11 protein-coding genes are annotated in these 18,830 nt (G+C 67.0%); 1 reads left to right on the top strand and 10 read right to left on the bottom strand.

Features of this window, described 5'->3' with window-relative positions; all coding sequences use genetic code 11:
* Nucleotides 1–212: 212 nt before the first annotated feature.
* The 6 genes from rpoC to ACFC14_RS09810 all read right to left on the bottom strand — a co-directional run bounded on the left by rpoC (nt 213) and on the right by ACFC14_RS09810 (nt 13,445).
* Nucleotides 213–4,088, bottom strand: coding sequence for a DNA-directed RNA polymerase subunit beta' (gene rpoC, locus ACFC14_RS09835; protein ID WP_029261838.1), 3,876 nt, complete (start codon nt 4,086–4,088; stop codon nt 213–215).
* An 85-nt stretch (nt 4,089–4,173) separates the two neighbouring features.
* Entirely contained in the window at nt 4,174–7,677 is a 3,504-nt protein-coding gene (locus tag ACFC14_RS09830; RefSeq protein ID WP_376103582.1) for a DNA-directed RNA polymerase subunit beta, read from the bottom strand.
* Between the two features lie 298 nt (nt 7,678–7,975).
* The gene (locus ACFC14_RS09825; protein ID WP_376103580.1) at nt 7,976–9,682 is read right to left on the bottom strand and encodes an ABC transporter ATP-binding protein; all 1,707 of its coding nucleotides are present in this window, start codon (nt 9,680–9,682) and stop codon (nt 7,976–7,978) included.
* On the bottom strand, nt 9,679–10,644 hold the full coding sequence (locus tag ACFC14_RS09820) for an ABC transporter permease (RefSeq protein ID WP_376103577.1): 966 nt from the start codon (nt 10,642–10,644) through the stop codon (nt 9,679–9,681). Before ACFC14_RS09820 ends, ACFC14_RS09825 begins: the two co-directional genes overlap by 4 nt.
* Before the next feature lie 34 nt (nt 10,645–10,678).
* A complete protein-coding gene (locus tag ACFC14_RS09815) occupies nt 10,679–11,683 on the bottom strand; it encodes an ABC transporter permease (protein ID WP_136042918.1) in 1,005 nt (334 codons plus the stop codon).
* Between the two features lie 88 nt (nt 11,684–11,771).
* A complete protein-coding gene (locus ACFC14_RS09810) occupies nt 11,772–13,445 on the bottom strand; it encodes an ABC transporter substrate-binding protein (protein WP_376103574.1) in 1,674 nt (557 codons plus the stop codon).
* A 163-nt stretch (nt 13,446–13,608) separates the two neighbouring features.
* Here ACFC14_RS09810 and ACFC14_RS09805 point away from each other — a divergent pair, with 163 nt between their 5' ends.
* Nucleotides 13,609–14,529, top strand: a complete 921-nt coding sequence (locus ACFC14_RS09805; protein ID WP_376103572.1) for a sugar kinase — start codon at nt 13,609–13,611, stop codon at nt 14,527–14,529.
* A 100-nt stretch (nt 14,530–14,629) separates the two neighbouring features.
* Here the strand turns inward: ACFC14_RS09805 and ACFC14_RS09800 are convergent, their stop codons facing one another.
* The 4 genes from ACFC14_RS09800 to ACFC14_RS09785 are packed head-to-tail and all read right to left on the bottom strand — an operon-like array spanning nt 14,630 to nt 18,824.
* Nucleotides 14,630–15,499 (bottom strand): MurR/RpiR family transcriptional regulator, encoded by an 870-nt coding sequence (locus tag ACFC14_RS09800; protein ID WP_376103569.1) that lies wholly within the window; start codon nt 15,497–15,499, stop codon nt 14,630–14,632.
* Nucleotides 15,500–15,514: 15 nt separating this feature from the next.
* Nucleotides 15,515–17,023, bottom strand: coding sequence for a glycoside hydrolase family 3 N-terminal domain-containing protein (locus ACFC14_RS09795; RefSeq protein WP_376103566.1), 1,509 nt, complete (start codon nt 17,021–17,023; stop codon nt 15,515–15,517).
* Nucleotides 17,020–17,853 carry a carbohydrate ABC transporter permease gene (locus ACFC14_RS09790; RefSeq protein ID WP_136042923.1) on the bottom strand — a complete coding sequence of 278 codons (834 nt, stop codon included), beginning with the start codon at nt 17,851–17,853 and terminating at the stop codon, nt 17,020–17,022. The genes ACFC14_RS09795 and ACFC14_RS09790 overlap by 4 nt, the downstream gene beginning before the upstream one ends.
* Nucleotides 17,850–18,824 carry a carbohydrate ABC transporter permease gene (locus ACFC14_RS09785; protein WP_376103563.1) on the bottom strand — a complete coding sequence of 325 codons (975 nt, stop codon included), beginning with the start codon at nt 18,822–18,824 and terminating at the stop codon, nt 17,850–17,852. The genes ACFC14_RS09790 and ACFC14_RS09785 overlap by 4 nt, the downstream gene beginning before the upstream one ends.
* Between the last annotated feature and the right edge of the window lie 6 nt (nt 18,825–18,830).

Below are 18,830 nucleotides of genomic sequence, written 5' to 3'. Positions count from 1 at the left end.
CACACGATGTTCCCTGCCGAGCGAGGCTCCTCCCGGCGACGCGTCGGCCGCACAACTTCGGAGATCAGGCCCGACACGCCGCGCCCACGGCCCAGAGAGCGGCGCGCCCACCGCGATCTCCGAAGTTGTGCACTCGGCGGGACCGGCAACATCGCCGAGGGCACGAAGAAGGCCCCGGGCGAACCCCGGGGCCTTCCTCAATCACTCAGCACTCAGTTGTAAGTACCGGGGGTGATGTCGTCCGTCGAGAACGCGTCGAAGTCGACGTAACCGAAGTCACCGTCGGCGTACGCACCGTCGGATGCGAAGATCCGGTTCGGGTAGCGCTCGCTCTTGGCTTCCTCGGTGGCCTCGACCGTGACGTCGCGGTACTTCGAGAGACCGGTTCCGGCGGGGATGAGCTTACCGATGATGACGTTCTCCTTGAGACCGACCAGCGGGTCGCGCTTGCCCTGCATCGCAGCCTCGGTGAGCACGCGGGTCGTCTCCTGGAAGGAGGCGGCCGACAGCCACGACTCGGTCGCGAGCGACGCCTTCGTGATACCCATCAGCTCCGGTCGTCCCGACGCGGGGCGCTTGCCCTCTGCCACGGTCTCACGGTTGATCGACTGGTAGCGCTTGAGGTCGACCATCTCACCCGGCAGCAGGTTCGTGTCGGCGTGATCGACGACAGTGACCTTGCGGAGCATCTGACGGACGATGACCTCGATGTGCTTGTCGTGGATCGGCACACCCTGCGAGCGGTACACGCCCTGGACGCCGCCGACGAGGTAACGCTGCACCTCGCGAGCACCCATGACACGCATGATCTCCTTGGGGTCGAGCGTGCCCACCAGGATCGGCTGACCGACCGTGACGTGCTGCCCGTCCTCGACGAGAAGCGTCGCACGCTTCAGCACCGGGTAGATGACCGGCTCTTCACCGCTGTCGGGCGTCAGGATGACCTTCTTGCCCTTGTCGGTCTCGTCGATCGCGATGCGGCCATCGGCCTCGGCGATCGGCGACGCGCCCTTGGGGGTACGCGCCTCGAAGAGCTCCTGCACACGGGGAAGACCCTGCGTGATGTCGTCCGCCGATGCCGAACCACCCGTGTGGAAGGTACGCATCGTCAGCTGGGTACCGGGCTCACCGATCGACTGGGCCGCGATGATGCCGACGGCCTCGCCGATGTCGACGGTCTTACCCGTCGCGAGCGAACGGCCGTAGCACTGCGCGCAGACACCGACGGCGGAGTCGCAGGTCAGGACCGAGCGCACCTTGATGGTCTCGACGCCCAGAGCGACCAGCTTGTCGATCAGCACGTCACCCACGTCGTCACCGGCAGAAGCGAGGACCTCGCCCTTGCTGTCGACCACGTCGGAGGCCAGGGTACGAGCGAACACCGAGTTCTCGACGTTCGCGTCGCGCACCAGCTCGCCCTGCGAGTTCGGAGCGGCGATCGGGAGCTCGAGGCCCTTCGACGTGCCACAGTCCTCTTCGCGGATGATGACGTCCTGCGAGACATCCACCAGACGACGGGTCAGGTAACCCGAGTCGGCGGTACGCAGAGCGGTGTCGGCCAGACCCTTACGGGTACCGTGCGTCGCGATGAAGTACTCCGCAACCGACAGACCCTCGCGGTACGAGGAGATGATCGGACGCGGGATGATCTCACCCTTGGGGTTGTTCACCAGACCACGCATACCGGCGATGTTCCGGATCTGCAGCCAGTTACCACGGGCGCCCGAGGACACCATGCGGTTGATGGTGTTGTCCTCCGGGAAGTTCGCCTTCATCGCGGCCTGGACCTCGTCGGTCGCCTCGGTCCAGATCTTGATGAGCTCCTGGCGACGCTCGGAGTCGGTCGTCAGACCCTTCTCGTACTGCGACTGGACCTTCGCGGCCTGCTTCTCGTAGCCCGCGACGATCTCCGCCTTGTTCGGCGGGGTGAGGATGTCGCTCAGGGCGACGGTCACACCGGAGCGCGTGGCCCAGTAGAAGCCGGCGTCCTTGATGCGGTCCAGCGATGCAGCGGTCTCGACCTTGGGGTACTCCTCGGCCAGCTTGTTGACGATCTGCGACAGCTTGTTCTTGTCAGCCTGCTCGCGGACGAACGGGTAGCCCTTCGGCAGCGTGTCGTTGAAGATCGCCTGACCCAGCGAAGCGTCCACGAGACCGTGGCGCTCGTAGCCCTCGGGAGCTTCGCCCTCGAGGAAGGTCAGACCCGGGATGCGGATGCGGATCTTCGCCTGCAGGTCGAGGGTGCCCTCGTCCTTGGCCAGGATCGCCTCGCCCACCGAACCGAATGCACGACCCTCACCGGCTGCGCCCTCCTTGACCGTGGTCAGGTGGTGCAGACCGATGATCATGTCCTGCGAAGGCAGGGTGACCGGGCGTCCGTCGGACGGCTTCAGGATGTTGTTCGACGCGAGCATCAGCACGCGGGCCTCGGCCTGAGCCTCGACCGACAGCGGCAGGTGCACAGCCATCTGGTCACCGTCGAAGTCGGCGTTGAACGCCGCGCAGACGAGCGGGTGCAGCTGGATGGCCTTGCCCTCGACGAGCTGCGGCTCGAACGCCTGGATGCCGAGGCGGTGCAGCGTGGGTGCACGGTTCAGCAGAACCGGACGCTCACGGATGATCTCCTCGAGCACGTCCCAGACCTCGGGACGGGTGCGCTCGACCGCGCGCTTGGCGGCCTTGATGTTCTGCGAGTGACCGAGGTCGATCAGACGCTTGATCACGAACGGCTTGAAGAGCTCCAGCGCCATCTGCTTGGGCAGACCGCACTGGTGCAGCTTCAGCTGCGGGCCGACGATGATGACCGAACGGCCCGAGTAGTCGACGCGCTTGCCGAGCAGGTTCTGACGGAAGCGACCCTGCTTACCCTTCAGCATGTCGCTGAGGGACTTCAGGGCACGGTTGCCGGTACCGGTGACGGGACGACCGCGACGGCCGTTGTCGAACAGTGCGTCGACGGCCTCCTGCAGCATGCGCTTCTCGTTGTTGACGATGATCTCGGGGGCACCGAGGTCGATCAGACGACGAAGACGGTTGTTGCGGTTGATGACGCGGCGGTACAGGTCGTTCAGGTCGGACGTCGCGAAACGGCCACCGTCGAGCTGGACCATCGGACGCAGCTCCGGCGGGATGACCGGGACGACGTCGAGGACCATCGCGGCCGGGCTCATGCCGGTCTCGAGGAACGAGCTGACGACCTTGAGGCGCTTGATCGCACGGATCTTGCGCTGGCCCTTGCCCTCGGAGATCTGCAGGCGCAGGTTCTCCGCCTCGGCGACCAGGTCGAACGCCGCGAGGCGACGCTGGATCGACTCGGCGCCCATGTAGGCCTCGAAGTACTGACCGAAGCGGTCCTGCAGCTCGTGGAAGACGTCGTCCTCGGGGCGGAGCGCCCCGACCTCGAGGGTGCGGAAGTCTTCCCACACGCGCTCGAGCTTGGCGATCTGCTCGTCGGCACCCTTGCGGATGAGGGACATCTCCTTCTCGGCGGCGTCCTTCACCTTCTTCTTGGCGTCGGCCTTGGCACCCTCTGCCTCGAGGGCAGCGAGCTCCTCCTCCAGCTTGGCCAGGCGCTCCGCGATCTTGGAGTCGCGGCGGTCGCCGAGCGTCTTCAGCTCGAGACGGATGTTGTTCTCCTGCGTGCCCAGGTCGCGGTGACGAGCATCCTCGTCGACCGAGATGACCATGTAGGCGGCGAAGTAGATGACCTTCTCGAGGTCCTTCGGCGCCATGTCGAGCAGGTAGCCGAGACGCGAGGGCACGCCCTTGAAGTACCAGATGTGGGTGACGGGAGCGGCGAGCTCGATGTGACCCATGCGCTCACGACGGACGGAGCTCTTGGTGACCTCCACGCCGCAGCGCTCGCAGACGATGCCCTTGAAGCGGACACGCTTGTACTTGCCGCAGGCGCACTCCCAGTCGCGGGACGGGCCGAAGATCTGCTCTCCGAAGAGACCATCCTTCTCCGGCTTCAGGGTGCGGTAGTTGATGGTTTCGGGCTTCTTGACCTCACCGTACGACCACGCGCGGATGTGGTCCGCGGTGGCCAGGCCGATGCGAAGCTCATCGAAAGTGTTTGACTCGAGCACTGATTCTCCTGTGTCGGAATTCTTTTTGAGAAGTCTGGGCTTCGACAGGCTCAGCCACCCAGTGGGCACTGAGCCTGTCGAAGGGTTAGATCTCGTCGATCGAGGCGGCCTCGAAGCGGCTGGAGATGTTGATACCGAGTTCTTCTGCGGCGCGGAACGCCTCGTCGTCGGTGTCGCGGAGGTTGACCAGCGTGCCGTCGGCCGAGAGGACCTCGACGTTCAGGCAGAGCGACTGCATCTCCTTCATGAGCACCTTGAAGGACTCGGGGATGCCGGGCTCCTGGATGTTCTCGCCCTTGACGATCGCCTCGTACACCTTGACGCGGCCGAGGATGTCGTCGGACTTGATCGTGAGGAGCTCCTGGAGCGCGTATGCGGCGCCGTAGGCCTCGAGGGCCCACACCTCCATCTCACCGAAGCGCTGTCCACCGAACTGCGCCTTACCACCGAGCGGCTGCTGGGTGATCATCGAGTACGGACCCGTGGAACGTGCGTGGATCTTGTCGTCGACCAGGTGGTGCAGCTTCAGGATGTACATGTAGCCCACGGAGATCGGAGCCGGGAACGGCTCACCCGAGCGGCCGTCGAACATCTGGGCCTTTCCGGAGGAGTCGATCAGGCGGACACCGTCGCGGGTCGGGATGGTCGCGTCGAGGAGACCGGCGATCTCCTCCTCGCTCGCACCGTCGAACACCGGGGTGGCGACCTTCGTGCCGGGAGCGGCCTCAAAGGCGTGCTCCGGCAGACGGGAAGCCCACTCCGGAGTGCCCTCGACCTTCCAGCCCTGCTTGGCGATCCACCCGAGGTGGGTCTCCAGGACCTGACCGAAGTTCATTCGACCGGGGATGCCGAGCGGGTTGAGCACGATGTCGACCGGAGTTCCGTCCGCGAGGAACGGCATGTCCTCGATCGGGAGGATCTTCGCGATGACACCCTTGTTGCCGTGACGGCCGGCGAGCTTGTCACCCTCGGTGATCTTGCGCTTCTGGGCGATGTAGACCACGACGCGGCGGTTGACGCCCGAGCCGAGCTCGTCGTCGCCGTCCTCGGCGTTGAACTCCTTGACGGCGATGATCGTGCCCTGCTCACCGTGGGGCACCTTCAGCGAGGTGTCACGGACTTCACGGCTCTTCTCGTTGAAGATCGCGCGGAGCAGGCGCTCCTCGGCCGAAAGCTCGGTCTCACCCTTCGGCGTGACCTTGCCGACGAGGATGTCGCCGGGGCGGACCTCGGCGCCGATTCGGATGATGCCGCGCTCGTCGAGGTCCTTCAGCAGCTCCGGGCTGACGTTGGGGAGGTCACGGGTGATCTCCTCCTTGCCGAGCTTGGTGTCGCGCGCGTCGACCTCGTACTCCTCGATGTGGATCGAGGAGAGGGTGTCGTCCTTCACCAGGTCCTGGCTCAGGATGATCGCGTCCTCGAAGTTGTAGCCCTCCCACGTCATGAACGCGACGAGGAGGTTCTTTCCGAGGGCCAGCTCGCCGTTCTCGGTGGCGGGGCCATCGGCGATGACCTCTCCGACCTCGACGCGCTCACCGGCGTTGACGACGACCTTCTGGTTGTACGACGTGCCCTGGTTGGAGCGGTCGAACTTGCGCAGGTGGTACTCCTGCGTGCCGCCCTCGTCGAGCATGACGACGACGCGGTCCGCGGAGACCTCGGAGACGACACCGGCCTTCTCGGCGGTGAGCACGTCACCGGCGTCGATGGCCGTGTAGCCCTCCATACCGGTTCCGACGAGCGGCGAGTCGCTGCGCAGCAGCGGCACAGCCTGACGCTGCATGTTGGCACCCATGAGGGCGCGCTGTGCGTCGTCGTGCTCGAGGAAGGGCACGAGCGAGGTCGCGACCGACACCATCTGGCGCGGGGAGACGTCGATGTAGCCGATCTCCTCGGGGACGAACAGGTCGACCTCGCCGCTGCCGCCCTTGGGGCGGGCCAGGACGTGGCTCTCGCGGAAGCGACCCTTGGCATCGAGCGGGGCGTTGGCCTGCGCGATGTTGAAGTCGACCTCTTCGGAAGCGGTCAGGTAGTCGATCTGCTCGGTGACGACACCGTCGACGACCTTGCGGTACGGCGTCTCGATGAAGCCGAACGAGTTGATGCGCGCGAACGTCGCGAGAGCACCGATCAGACCGATGTTCGGGCCTTCAGGCGTCTCGATGGGGCACATGCGGCCGTAGTGCGACGGGTGGACGTCACGGACCTCGACGCCGGCGCGGTCACGCGAGAGACCACCGGGGCCGAGCGCGGAGAGACGACGCTTGTTCGTCAGACCCGCGAGCGGGTTGTTCTGGTCCATGAACTGCGACAGCTGCGACGTTCCGAAGAACTCCTTGATCGCGGCGACGACGGGGCGCACGTTGATCAGGGTCTGCGGCGTGATGGCCTCGATGTCCTGCGTGGTCATGCGCTCGCGGACGACGCGCTCCATACGGGACAGACCGGTGCGGACCTGGTTCTGGATCAGCTCGCCGACCGCGCGGATGCGACGGTTGCCGAAGTTGTCGATGTCGTCGGTCGCGAGACGGATCTCGGCCTTCTTGCCACCGCGGATGCCCGTGAAGGTCTCCTCGGTGCCTGCGTGCAGGCGGACGAGGTACTTGATCGTGGCCACGATGTCTTCGACGGTGAGCACCGACGAGTTCAGCGGCTGGTCCAGGCCCAGCTTGTGGTTGATCTTGTAACGACCGACCTTGGCCAGGTCGTAGCGCTTCGGGTTGAAGTAGAAGTTGTCCAGCAGCGCGCGAGCGGCCTCGGCGGCCACCTGCTCGCCCGGACGGAGCTTGCGGTAGATGTCGCGGAGCGCATCTTCCTTCGTGACGATCGTGTCCTTCGCGAGCGTCTCCTCGATCGAGGTGTAGCCGGCGAACTCGGCGAGGATCTCCTCGCTGGTCATGCCCAGCGCCTTGAGGAAGACCGTGACCGACTGCTTGCGCTTGCGGTCGACGCGCACGCCCACCTGGTCGCGCTTGTCGATCTCGAACTCGAGCCAGGCACCACGGCTCGGGATGACGCGAGCGGACACGATGTCCTTGTCACTCGTCTTGTCGGGGGTCTTGTCGAAGTAGACACCCGGCGAGCGCACGAGCTGCGAGACGACGACGCGCTCGGAGCCGTTGATGATGAACGTTCCCTTGTCGGTCTGGAGCGGGAAGTCGCCCATGAAGACCGTCTGGGTCTTGATCTCACCCGTGAGGTGGTTCATGAACTCGGCCTCGACGTACAGCGGAGCGGCGTAGGTCTTGCCACGCTCCTTGCACTCCTCGATCGAGTACTTCTCCGGCTCGAGGTACGGGTTCGTGAACGACAGCTGCATCGTCTCGCCGAGGTCCTCGATCGGAGAGATCTCCTCGAAGATCTCGCCGAGACCGCTGTTCTCGTTGACGTCGGTGCGACCCTGCTTCTTGGCCTCGGCGACGCGCGCCTTCCAGGCGTCGTTTCCGACCAGCCAACCGAAGGACTCGGTCTGCAGGGCAAGAAGGTCTGGGACAGTCAGCGTGTCGGAGATCTTGGCGAACGAAAGACGGGAAGCTCCGCGTCCGTTCTTGGTGGTGGTGGATGTGGATGCGTTGCGAGCAGCAGCCAAGGGAATAACCTCCGTGAGCCCCGCAGGGCTTCTCGATTCCTTTGTCGTCAGGTGGAGTGTGCGCCCGGGAACTCAACAGATGCCGACCACCATATGAGGGCAGGGAGAAGCGAGCGCAACTACCAACTATACGCACGATTGTGCGACATGGCAACCTCAATCCTTGACCAATCTCGGATGCTGCGGTATGAGCATCCGATCACCTCCGTCGAGACCCCGTGTTCGTGCCGAGACCCCGGCCTGCCGATGCCCGCAGTGCGGGGTCTCGGCGGAAGACCGGGGTCTCGGCGAGGCGGCCTCAGGACGCGATGTTCAGCTCGTTGCCCGGGATCGACGCCAGCAGACGCCGCGTGTACGGGTCGCGCGGGTTCGTGAAGATCTCCTCCGAGGAGGCCGCCTCGACCAGCTTCCCGTCCTTCATCACGCACACGTAGTCGCTGATGAGGCGCACCACTGCGAGGTCGTGCGAGATGAAGAGGTAGCTCAGCCCGTACTCGCGCTGCAGGTCGCCGAGCAGCTTCAGGATCTGGTCCTGCACCAGCACGTCCAGCGCCGACACCGGCTCGTCGCACACGATCAGATCGGGAGACAACGCGAGCGCCCGCGCGATCGCGACACGCTGCCGCTGACCGCCGGACAGTTCGGACGGATACCGGCGCAGCATCGACTGCGGCAGCGCCACGTCGTCGAGCAGCTGGCGAACGCGCGTGCGCCGGTCTGCGCTGCTCCCCCGCTTGTAGAAGTCGAGCGGTTCCCCGATCAGCCGCTCGATCGTGAACATGGGGTTCAGGCTCGAATACGGATCCTGGAAGATCGGCTGCACCTGCTGGCGGAATTCCTTCGTCTCCGCCTTGCTCAGCGACGCGATGTCCTTGCCCTCGTAACGGATCAGCCCGCTCGTGGGTTCGATCACCTTCAGGAGCATCCGCGCGGTCGTGGTCTTGCCCGAACCGGACTCCCCCACGATCGCGACGGTCTCGCCGCGGGGGATCACCAGCGACACGTCGTCGACGGCCACGAAGTCCTCGCCGCGACCCCGCACCGGATACACCTTGGTGAGGTTCTCGATCTCGACGATGTTGTCGGCGGGAGCTGCATCGGCGACGGCATCCGCCTCCGCATCCCTCTCCTGCACCCGGAACGCCTCCGGCCGCAGTCGCGCCGCCGCCACCGACGGCGCCGCTTTGACGAGCGACTGCGTGTACGGATGCTGCGGGTCCTCGAGGATCTGACGGGCGGCGCCCTGCTCGACCACCTTGCCTCGATGCATCACGACCACCCGCTCCGCGCGCTCGGCGGCGAGTCCGAGGTCGTGGGTGATGAGCAGCACGGCCGTCCCCTGCTCGCGCGTCATCTGCCCGATCTGGTCGAGGATCGTCTGCTGCACCGTGACATCGAGCGCACTGGTCGGCTCGTCGGCGATCAGCAGTCGCGGATTGCACGCCAGACCGATCGCGATCAGCGCTCGCTGACGCATGCCGCCGGAGAACTCGTGCGGATACTGCTTGGCACGGCGCTCCGGGTCGGGGAGGCCGGCTGCGGTCAAGGCCTCGACCACCTTCGCCTGCACGTTCTGCCGAGTGGCGAGTCCGTGCGCGAGCAGCGCCTCCGCCACCTGGGTGCCGATCTTCGCCACCGGGTTCAGGTTCGACATCGGGTCCTGCGGGACGAGGCCGATGTCGCGACCACGGATCGTCCGCAGCTCGTGCTCCGGCGCGTGGGAGATCTCCTTCCCGTCGAGCCGGATGCTGCCGGACGCCACCTTCCCTCCCCCGGCGAGCAGACCGATGATGGCCATGGCCGTCGTCGACTTGCCGGAACCGGACTCGCCCACGATCGCGACGGTCTCCCCGGGACGGATCTCGAGGTCCACGCCCTCGACGGCGTGCACGACCCCGTCCAGGGTGGCGAAGTCCACCGCGAGTCCCTGGACCGACAGCAGCGGCTCGGTCGACATCTGATTCTCCTTCGCGGCGCGCGACGCGCCTTCGTCGCGGGCGTTCATCGCGCCCTCGTCCGGGGGTCCATCGCCTCGCGCAGCGCTTCGCCCAGCAGGGTGAAGCCGAGCGCGGTGACGGCGATGCAGATACCGGGGAGGAACGCGAGCCACGGTGCGATCGCGAGCTCGGCCTGCGCATATGTGAGCATGCGCCCCCACTCGGCGGTCGCGGGGCCGCCGCCGCCGAGACCGAGGAACGACAGCGCTGCCGCATCGATCACGGCGGTCGCGAGCGTCAGGGTGCCCTGGACGATCACGGGACCGATGGCGTTGGGCAGCACATGCGACATCGTGATGCTGCCGCGGCCGAGCCCCAGGGTCTGCGCCGAGAGCACATAGTCGCTCGATCGCTGCTGCATCATCGAGGCCCGCAGCAGACGCGCGAAGATCGGCACCTGCGACGCCCCGATCGCGATCATGATCGCGAACGGCGTCTGCCCGAGGATCGCAGCGATCGAGACCGCCAGCAGCAGGTTCGGCACCGACAGGATGATGTCGACGACGCGCATGATGAGCGTGTCGACCCATCCGCCGAACGTGCCGGCGAGGAGGCCGAGGATCATTCCACCGGCGAGACCCATCGCGGTGGAGATCACGCCGATCATGAGCGATGCCTGTGCACCCCAGATGAGCTTGGACAGCACGTCGCCGCCGAAGCGGTCGAGTCCCAAGGGGAACTCCGGCACCTCGCCGGGACCGGGGATGTGGGTCGGCGTGATGTACTTCGCGCCGGGCAGTGCCGTCTCCGGATAGGGAGCGAGCCAGGGAGCGAGGGCTGCGACGAGGAGGAACAGCAGCACGATGATCGCGCCGATCCACGCCGTCGGATTGCGGCGGAGGCGGCGGAACACGTCTCGCCAGTATCCGCCGGAGCCGTTCTTCAGATCCGCCTGGGCGATCGCGACGGTGTCGATGCTGCCGCCGCTCTCTGCAGACGGGCCCTGGGCGGGCGGGAGAGCGATGCTCATACGACCGCCTCCTTTCGGACGATGGGGAGGGACATCACTGCACCCTCACTCTCGGGTCGATGAAGCTGTAGGAGACATCGACCGCCAGGTTGATCAGCGCGTACGCGATGGCGATGAAGATGATGAATCCCTGGAGCACGGGGAAGTCCCTGGTGAAGATGGCCCTCGCGAGGAACGACCCGATGCCGGGGAACGCGAACACCGTCTCGGTGAGCACCGCGCCCGAGATCAGGAGTCCGGTCTGCAGGCCGATGGTCGTGATCACCGGGAGCATCGCATTGCGCAGGATGAAGCGGCTGCGGAGTGTCGAGGATCCGACGCCCTTCGCCCGCCCCGTGCGCACGTAGTCCGCGTTCTGCACCTCCAGCACGCTGGCTCTGGTGATGCGGACGATGATGGCGAGCGGGATGGTGCCGAGCGCGAGCGCGGGCAGGATCAGGTGCAGGATGGCATCCCACGCGGCGTCGAATTCTCCGGTGATGATGCCGTCCCACACGTAGAACCCGGTGGGATGGGTGGCATCTATCCGAGGATCCTGACGGCCATCAGACGGCAGCCATCCGAGCTGCACGGCGAAGACGTACTTCAGGATGAATGCCAGGAAGAACACCGGGATGGTGATGCCGACCAGGCTCATCACCACCGACGCGTGGTCGGTGAACTTGCCGTGCCGTCGAGCGGCCCAGTACCCGAGCGGGATGCCGACGCCCACCGCGAAGATGAGCGCCATGACGCTGAGCTCGAGCGTCGCCGGGAAGCGGCGCATGAACTCCTCGACCACGGGTCGGTTCGTCTGGATGGAGGTGCCGAAGTCGCCCTGGAGGAGACGTCCGATCCAGATGAAGTACTGCTCGATGAGCGGCTTGTCGAAGCCGTAGAGCTCGTTGACCCTGGCGACGGCCTCCGGTGTGGCCTTCTCGCCGAGAAGGGCGACCGCGGGGCCGCCGGGAAGGGCTCTGACCCAGGCGAACAGCAGGATGCTGAGCCCGAACAGAGTGGGAATGAGGAACAGCAGTCGCCTGCCGATGGTGCGCAGCACGAAGATCTCCGTCGATCAGAAGGTACGCCGTGCCCCGGTCCCGCACACGTGCGGAACCGGGACTCGGCATATCAGGTGGTCAGGCCGACTACTTGGTGAGGACGATGTCGGTGAAGACCTCGTCGTTCACCGGGCTGGCCGGGTAGCTCTTCACGCGGGGATCGAACGCCAACGTCGGCGCCGGGTGCGCGAGCGGGACACCGGGGATGAACTCGGCGACCATCTCGTTGATGTCCTCGTACAGCGGGGTCTGCTCGTCGAGGCTGGAGACGCCGCGCGCCTCGGTCAGCTTCTGGAACAGCTCCGGGTTGTCGAAGCCCCACTCGGAGCTCTTCTGTCCGAAGAAGACGCCGACGAAGTTGTCGGTGTCGTTGTAGTCGCCGGTCCAGCCGAGCAGGTGGATGCCGTGATCGGCGGTGCCGGTGGTGCGGTCGAGGTACTCGACCCACTCCTCCGAGACCGGGGTGGTCTCGACGCCGACCTCGGACAGCTGCGACGACAGAACGGTGTAGATCTGCTCGGGGTCCGGCATGTAGGGACGCGAGACGTTGACCGGGTAGTTGAAGGTGAGCTTCAGCGGGTTGGCCTCGTCGTAGCCGGCCTCGGCGAGCAGCTCCTTGGCCTTCGCGGGGTCGTAATCGTAGGTCGTGACATCCGGGTTGTACCCGTTGACAACCTCCGGCACGAACTGCGTCGCCTTCTGGGTGCCCTCGGGGAGGACCTGGCTGATGAGCGCGTCCTTGTCGACCGCGTACGACAGCGCCTCGCGGACCTTCGGGTCCTGCAACTCCGGGATCGCCTGGTTGAACGCCAGGTAGAGGATCGTGAACGGCGGGCGCGACACCATCGTGAAGCCGTCGTCCTCCAGCGCCTTGGTGTCGGCGGGACCGACCAGGTCGTAGCCGTCGATCGAGCCGGACTCGAGCGCCTGGCGGCGAGCGGTCGGGTCGTCGATCGTGCGGAAGATGATCTCGTCGACCTGCCCCGCCTCGCCCCAGTAGTCGTCGTAGGCCTTGAGCGTGACCTGCTCGCCCGGCGCCCACTCGTCGAACTGGTACGGGCCGGTGCCGACCGGGTGCCCCATCGCGTACTCCGACAGCTGCGGCGCCTCGGCGGAGCCGGCGACCTCATCCGCACCGAACTCCTGCAGCGCCGACGGGCTCTGCATCGCGAACGACGGGAGGGAGAGCGACGGGATGAACCCGGCGAACGGCTTGTTCAGCTCGATCGTGACCGAGTAGTCGCCATCGGGGGTGCACGACTTGTACACGGCATCGGCCGCGTTGGAGGCATACCCCTTGAACAGCTTGTTGTAGTAGTACCCGAACGCCTCGGACGCAGCGAGACCGGTCCAGTTGAACCAGCGGTCGAAGTTGACGCAGACGGCCTCGGCGTTGAACGGGGTGCCGTCCTGGAAGGTCACGTCCTCCTTGAGGGTGAACGTGTGCGACATGCCGTCGTCGGACGACTCCCACTTCTCGGCGAGGAGCGGCGCCGGGTCTGCCGTGCCGGGCTTGGTGCCGACCAGACCCTCGAAGATCTGGCGCGAGACGCGGAAGCTCTCGCCGTCCTGCGCGAACGCGGGATCGAGGCTGGCCGGATCGGAGGATGCCGCGAAGACGAACGTCCCGTCGACATCGCCTGCAGCTTTCTCGCCGTCATCGCCTCGCTCACTGGCGACGCACCCTGCGAGGGCGATCGCGGCGATCGTGGCTCCGGTGACGGCGATGAGTCCTCGCCGACGCGTGACTGATTGGTGCATTGTGTGACCTTCCCTGTCGGGCGCTTCGTTGCGCGTCCCGAGGCTTCTTCGCCTCGGGGACGGTGATGACTAGACGGTACCCAGCGGATCGGCAGATGCCAAACCCATACACGTTGCAATCCGGTATCGGCGAGAGCCCTGCCCATCGGGTAGTGTCCAGACCGTGTCCGACTCCACCTCGCTCGCCGTCTGCTTCGGTGAGGGCATGGTCGCCCTCGTCGCCGCCACCGTCGGCCCCTTGGAGGAGTGCCGAACCTTCCATCGCTCCCTGGCCGGTGCCGAGTGGAACACCGCCATCGCTCTGGCGTCGGCGGGCATCCGCACCGCGGTCGTCTCCCGGGTCGGCGACGACGGATTCGGACGTTTCCTCACCGCGGAACTGCGCGCGCACGGCGTCGACGATGCGGCCGTGGAGGTCGACGATCAGGCGCCGACCGGGCTTTACGTGAAGGAGCTCGTAGCCCGCGTGGACGGCGCCGTCGACGGCACGATGCACTATTACCGCGCGGGGTCCGCCGCCGCCGCGATGTCGCCCGAGACCCTGGCCGCGCCGGCGGCATCCGCCCTCCTCGCCGAGGCCTCGCTCGTGCACACCTCCGGGATCACGCCCGCCCTCTCGGCATCCGCACTCGCCGCCCAACACGCGCTGTTCGCGGAAGATCGTCACGCCCGCCTGGTGAGCTTCGACCTGAACTGGCGCCCGGCGCTGTGGCGCGGCCGCGAGGCGGAGGGCAGGGCGATCGTGTCGGACTTCGCCCGCCGCGCCGACATCGTGTTCTGCACGCGCCCCGATGCCGAAGCCGTGTTCGGGAGCAGTGACCCCCAGGAGCTGCGCGCGCTGTTCCCCCAGCCGCGATACCTGGTGGTGACCGACTCCCGCGGAGCCGTCGCCTTCGACGGAGACGAGCGAGCGGAGAGCGACGCGCTCGATGCCCCCGTCGTGGAGACCATCGGCGCGGGAGACGCGTTCGCGGCAGGATTCCTCGCCGGAGTGCTGACCGGCTTGTCCCTCACGGGGAGTGTCGCCCGCGGGCACCGCATCGCGACCCGCGCGCTCCTCAGCACGCGCGACCACGTCGACTGAGCCGCGCCGCGGGAGGAGAACTCGCCGTGCGGCGGAACTCTGCCCCGGATTTCTCCGCCTGACACGGAGGATTCCTCCCCACGCGGGGGAGGCACCGGGTTCAGCTGCGGCGGCGACGGGCGGGGACCGCGTCGTGGGTGCGCTGCAGCGATACGGCGACCGGCTCGCCGCGGTGCTGCACGACGCGCACGAACAGCACGTCGACCAGAGCGAGCTGGGCGATGCGGCTCGACATCGCCGCCATCCGGAACGGCGACTCGTGCGCGTGGGTCAGCAGCACCACATCCGCCGCGAGCGCCAGAGCGGAGTCCGCGACACTGGTCACGGCGACCGTCAGCGCCCCCGAGTCCCGCGCGACCTCGAGAGCACGCAGGGTCTCTGCAGTCTCCCCGCCGTGCGAGAACGCGATCGCGACGTCATCCGCGGTTCGCAGCGACGCCGTCGTCACCGAGAGATGCGGGTCCGGCGAATGCGAGACGGAGCACCCGATGCGCGACAGCTTCAGCAGCAGGTCCTGCGCCGTCAGCGACGAAGCCGCCTGGCCGAAGAGATCGATGTGTCGCGCGTCGACCACCGCACGGGCGACCCGGTCGAGGGCGACGGCATCGAGGGCGAGCGCGGTCTTCTCGATCGCGTCGATCTCCTGCGCGGCGAGTTTCGCGGCGATCGCCGTCGGCCCGTCATCGGGGTCGATGGCCGTCGTGTCCAGGCCGAACCGTGCCTGCTGCGCCTGTTCCAGGGTGATCGCACGCGCCACCGCCACGCGCAGCTCCCGGTAGCCGCTATACCCCAGCGACTGGGAGAAGCGTGCCACCGTCGACAGCGAAGTGCGACAGAGCTGGGCGAGATCGTTGATGGCCAGATCCACGACGAGCGTCGGGTCGCCGAGGATCGTCTCCGCGACACGCGCCTCCGCCGCACTCACCTTGGGAAGCGAGCGCCGCACACGTGCCAGAACGTCATCGTCCATGGAGTGGTCCTGTCCTCAGTCGACGCTGGTCCTCTGCTGCACGGCGAAACGCCCCAGGAGTGCGTCACGCGCCATCTGCGCACCGAGCCTACTGGCAGCGGCGACCTCGACGCTCGGCAGCGGCAACGGGGTCGCCGTCGGGAGACCGACGTTGACGACGACCGCTGCCGGATCACGCAGCGCCGCCCGCTCGACGAGCGCCCGCTGCGCGGGATCCGTGTCGGGCCGGTCGATCAGCAGCACCGTCGTGCCCGGGGCGGCGGTGACCTCGTCCAGCACGCGGTCCTGCTCGGCGAGCGGGGCGGATGCGACATCGAGGCGTACCCGCAGGCCGTCGTCGGCAAGGGCGTTCGCGACGTACGAGCCGGCGCTGTCGACCGCGAGCGTCGAGCGGCGACGGGCATCGATCACGGCGAGCTCGGATGCCGCAGCGGGGGCATCGCCGGTGACTGTCAGGACGCGACGCACGATCTCCGCGGCGTCGAACTCGTCGGCGGGTTCTTGGTCGCGGTCGGCGGCGGCATGGAGCTTCGCAGCGAGGGCGGCGACTCGGCGGGCCGCCTCTTCGACGCGCTCGCGCGAGAGCGAGCCGTCGCGCAGTGCGGCGACGATCCCGTCGCGGGTAGCGCGGAAGTCCTGCTCGTCCTGGTCGGGGAGCGCGGCATCGCCCGGGTTGGTCGGGTTGCCGATGCAGAGCAGGTCGGCGCCGGCAGCGAGCGCCAGGGCCGCTCCCCCGCCGAGCCCGACCGTCTCACGGATGGCGGCCATGTCGAGCGCGTCGGTGATGATGACGCCGCCGTAACCCCAGTCCCGCAGCATGCCCAGCACACGCGGGTTGAGGGTCGCTGGCTGCTCACCCCAGGCGGGGACCACGATGTGCGCGGTCATCACCGCATCCACGCCGGCGTCGACAGCGGCACGGAACGGCTCCAGGTGCACGCGTTCGAACTCGTCGAGGTCGAGCGTGATCTCCGGGAGCGAGTGGTGCGAGTCCATGTGGGTGTCGCCGTGACCCGGGAAGTGCTTGACGCATGCAGCGACCGCTGCGTCCTGGATGCCGTCGATCGTGGCGACGACGTGCCGCGAGACGAGTGCCTCGTCGTCGCCGAAGGCCCGCACGCCGATGACCGGGTTGCGGGGGTCGGTGTTGACGTCGGCGACCGGGCCGAGCACGACGTTGGCGCCGACCGCGCGCACGCGTCGGGCGAGCTCCGCCCCGGTCTTCTCCGAGGCCACCAGGTCGTCGAGGAGACCCAGCTGAGCGGCTCCCGGGACCGTGGACCCCGTGGCGGATTCCAGGCGGGTGACGCTGCCGCCCTCCTCGTCGATGCCGATCAGGGCGTCGGGGTTCGCGTCGAGGATCGCCGCGCTGAGCGCCGGGAGGCCTTCGCCGACGTTCTGACCGAAGTACACGACCCCGGCCAGGCCGTCACGCAGTTCGGCGCGCAGCCACTCCGGCGCCTCGGTGCCGAAGAATCCCGGCCACAGCACCCCGTTCGCGAGGCGCTCGAGCTCGTCGGTCATCCCTTCACGGCTCCCGCGACCATGCCGGAGGCGAGCTTGCGCTGCACCAGCACGAAGAAGATCATGACCGGGACAGTGATGATGGTCGACGCCGCCATGATGCTGCCCCAGTCGTTGGAGTGCAGGCCGAAGAACGACTTGAGACCGATCGAGACCGTGTACTGGTCGGTCTGCGCACCCAGGATCGTCATCGCGAAGATGAACTCGTTCCACGCCGTGATGAAGCTGAAGATGCTCGTCGCGACGAGGCCGGGCATGACCAGCGGCAGCAGCACCGAGCGGAACATCCGCCACCAGCTGGCGCCGTCGATGTATGCGGCCTCCTCGAGCTCGACCGGGACGGCGGCGACGAATCCGCGCAGCATCCAGATGCCGAAGGCGAGCGACAGGGCGACGTAGACGACCATGAGGCCCAGGATGCTGTTGAGCAGTCCGAGGCTCTTGACCTGCAGGAACAGCGGGATCACGAGCGCCTCGAGCGGCACCATCTGCACCACGAGGATCATCATCAGGATCGTCGTGCGGAACTTGAACTTGAATCGCGCCACGGCGACAGCCGCGAGCAGACACACCAGGGCGCTGACGAGGACCGTGACGAGGGCGACGATGGCCGAGTTGCGCAGGTACGTGCCGAAGCCCCCGTCGGTGAGGACGAACGCGAAGTTGTCCCACGTGAACTCCTGCGGGATGAGCGACTGCCCACCGCTGGAGGCCTTGCCGTCGAATGCGCTGGAGACCATCCAGTAGACGGGGAAGAGCGTGAAGATCAGGACCGCGGCGACCGCGATGCCGAGTCCGATCCGGGAACGGAGCCGAGGGCGCGGGTTCACAGCTCGTCCTCCTTCATGAGGGAGCGGATGTAGACGATCGTGATGCCGATCAGCACCAGCGTGAGCAGCACGGCGAGCGCCGCACCGAAGCCGTAGCGGTTCTGCCCGAACGACTCCACGTAGGACCAGACGCCGAGGTTCAGCACCTGGCGGTTGCCGCCGCCTCCGCCGGGCATCAGGTAGACCTGCGCGAAGACCTTGAAGTCCCAGATGGTCGAGAGGATGATCACGACCGAGAACACGGGACGCAGCGTCGGGAAGATGATCTTCCAGAAGCGACGCCAGGCACCGGCGCCGTCGAGAGCCGCCGCTTCGAGCATCTCCTTCGAGACGCCGAGGAGTCCGGCGAGCACTGTGATCGCCACGAACGGGAAGCCGTGGTGCACGACGTTGAGGAGCACGATGGCGTAGAAGGACCACTGGTTCGTGAACCAGTTGACCGGGTCGTCCATGAGCCCGAGGTCGGTGAGGACCTGATTGAAGATGCCGCGGTCGGCGTCGAAGATGAAGGTCCAGACATAGGTGCCGGTCACGGCGGGCATCGCCCACGCGACCATGATGCAGCTGGAGACGATGACGCGCCATGTGGTGCCGAGCCGCGCGAGCAGCAGGGCGACGAGCGTGCCGACGGCGACGGTGACGAACACCGCCACGGCGGCGAAGCCGACCGTGTTGGGCAGCACCACCGTCCAGAGAGTCGGGTTGGTGAGCGCCTCGACGTAGTTGTCGAGCCCGATCCAGTTGCTCTCCCCGGTGTTGATCTCGCGCAGGCCGTAGTCCTGCAGCGAGTAGATGAACACCTGGATGAGAGGCCAGAGCATGAGCACCGCGAGGATGACCAGCCCGGGCGCGAGAAGAAGCCAGGGGCGGGCCGCGACGATCGAGAGACCGCGTCGCTTCCGGCCGCCGGCCACGAAGGCGGAGGGGGACTCCGCCTTCGTGGCCGGCAGTGGCGCTTGCACCATCGACATGGAAGG

The sequence above is a fragment of the Microbacterium sp. NPDC055988 genome (genome assembly GCF_042269505.1).
Taxonomy (GTDB): domain Bacteria; phylum Actinomycetota; class Actinomycetes; order Actinomycetales; family Microbacteriaceae; genus Microbacterium.
This window is presented reverse-complemented; position numbering and strand designations above follow the sequence as displayed.

Bases quoted from the DNA above. Each gene is read 5' to 3' on its own strand.
- ACFC14_RS09785 (WP_376103563.1), bottom strand. From the start codon at position 18,824: ATGTCGATGGTGCAAGCGCCACTGCCGGCCACGAAGGCGGAGTCCCCC.
- ACFC14_RS09800 (WP_376103569.1), bottom strand. From the start codon at position 15,499: ATGGACGATGACGTTCTGGCACGTGTGCGGCGCTCGCTTCCCAAGGTG.
- ACFC14_RS09825 (WP_376103580.1), bottom strand. From the start codon at position 9,682: ATGAACGCCCGCGACGAAGGCGCGTCGCGCGCCGCGAAGGAGAATCAG.
- ACFC14_RS09810 (WP_376103574.1), bottom strand. From the start codon at position 13,445: ATGCACCAATCAGTCACGCGTCGGCGAGGACTCATCGCCGTCACCGGA.
- ACFC14_RS09795 (WP_376103566.1), bottom strand. From the start codon at position 17,023: ATGACCGACGAGCTCGAGCGCCTCGCGAACGGGGTGCTGTGGCCGGGA.
- ACFC14_RS09820 (WP_376103577.1), bottom strand. From the start codon at position 10,644: ATGAGCATCGCTCTCCCGCCCGCCCAGGGCCCGTCTGCAGAGAGCGGC.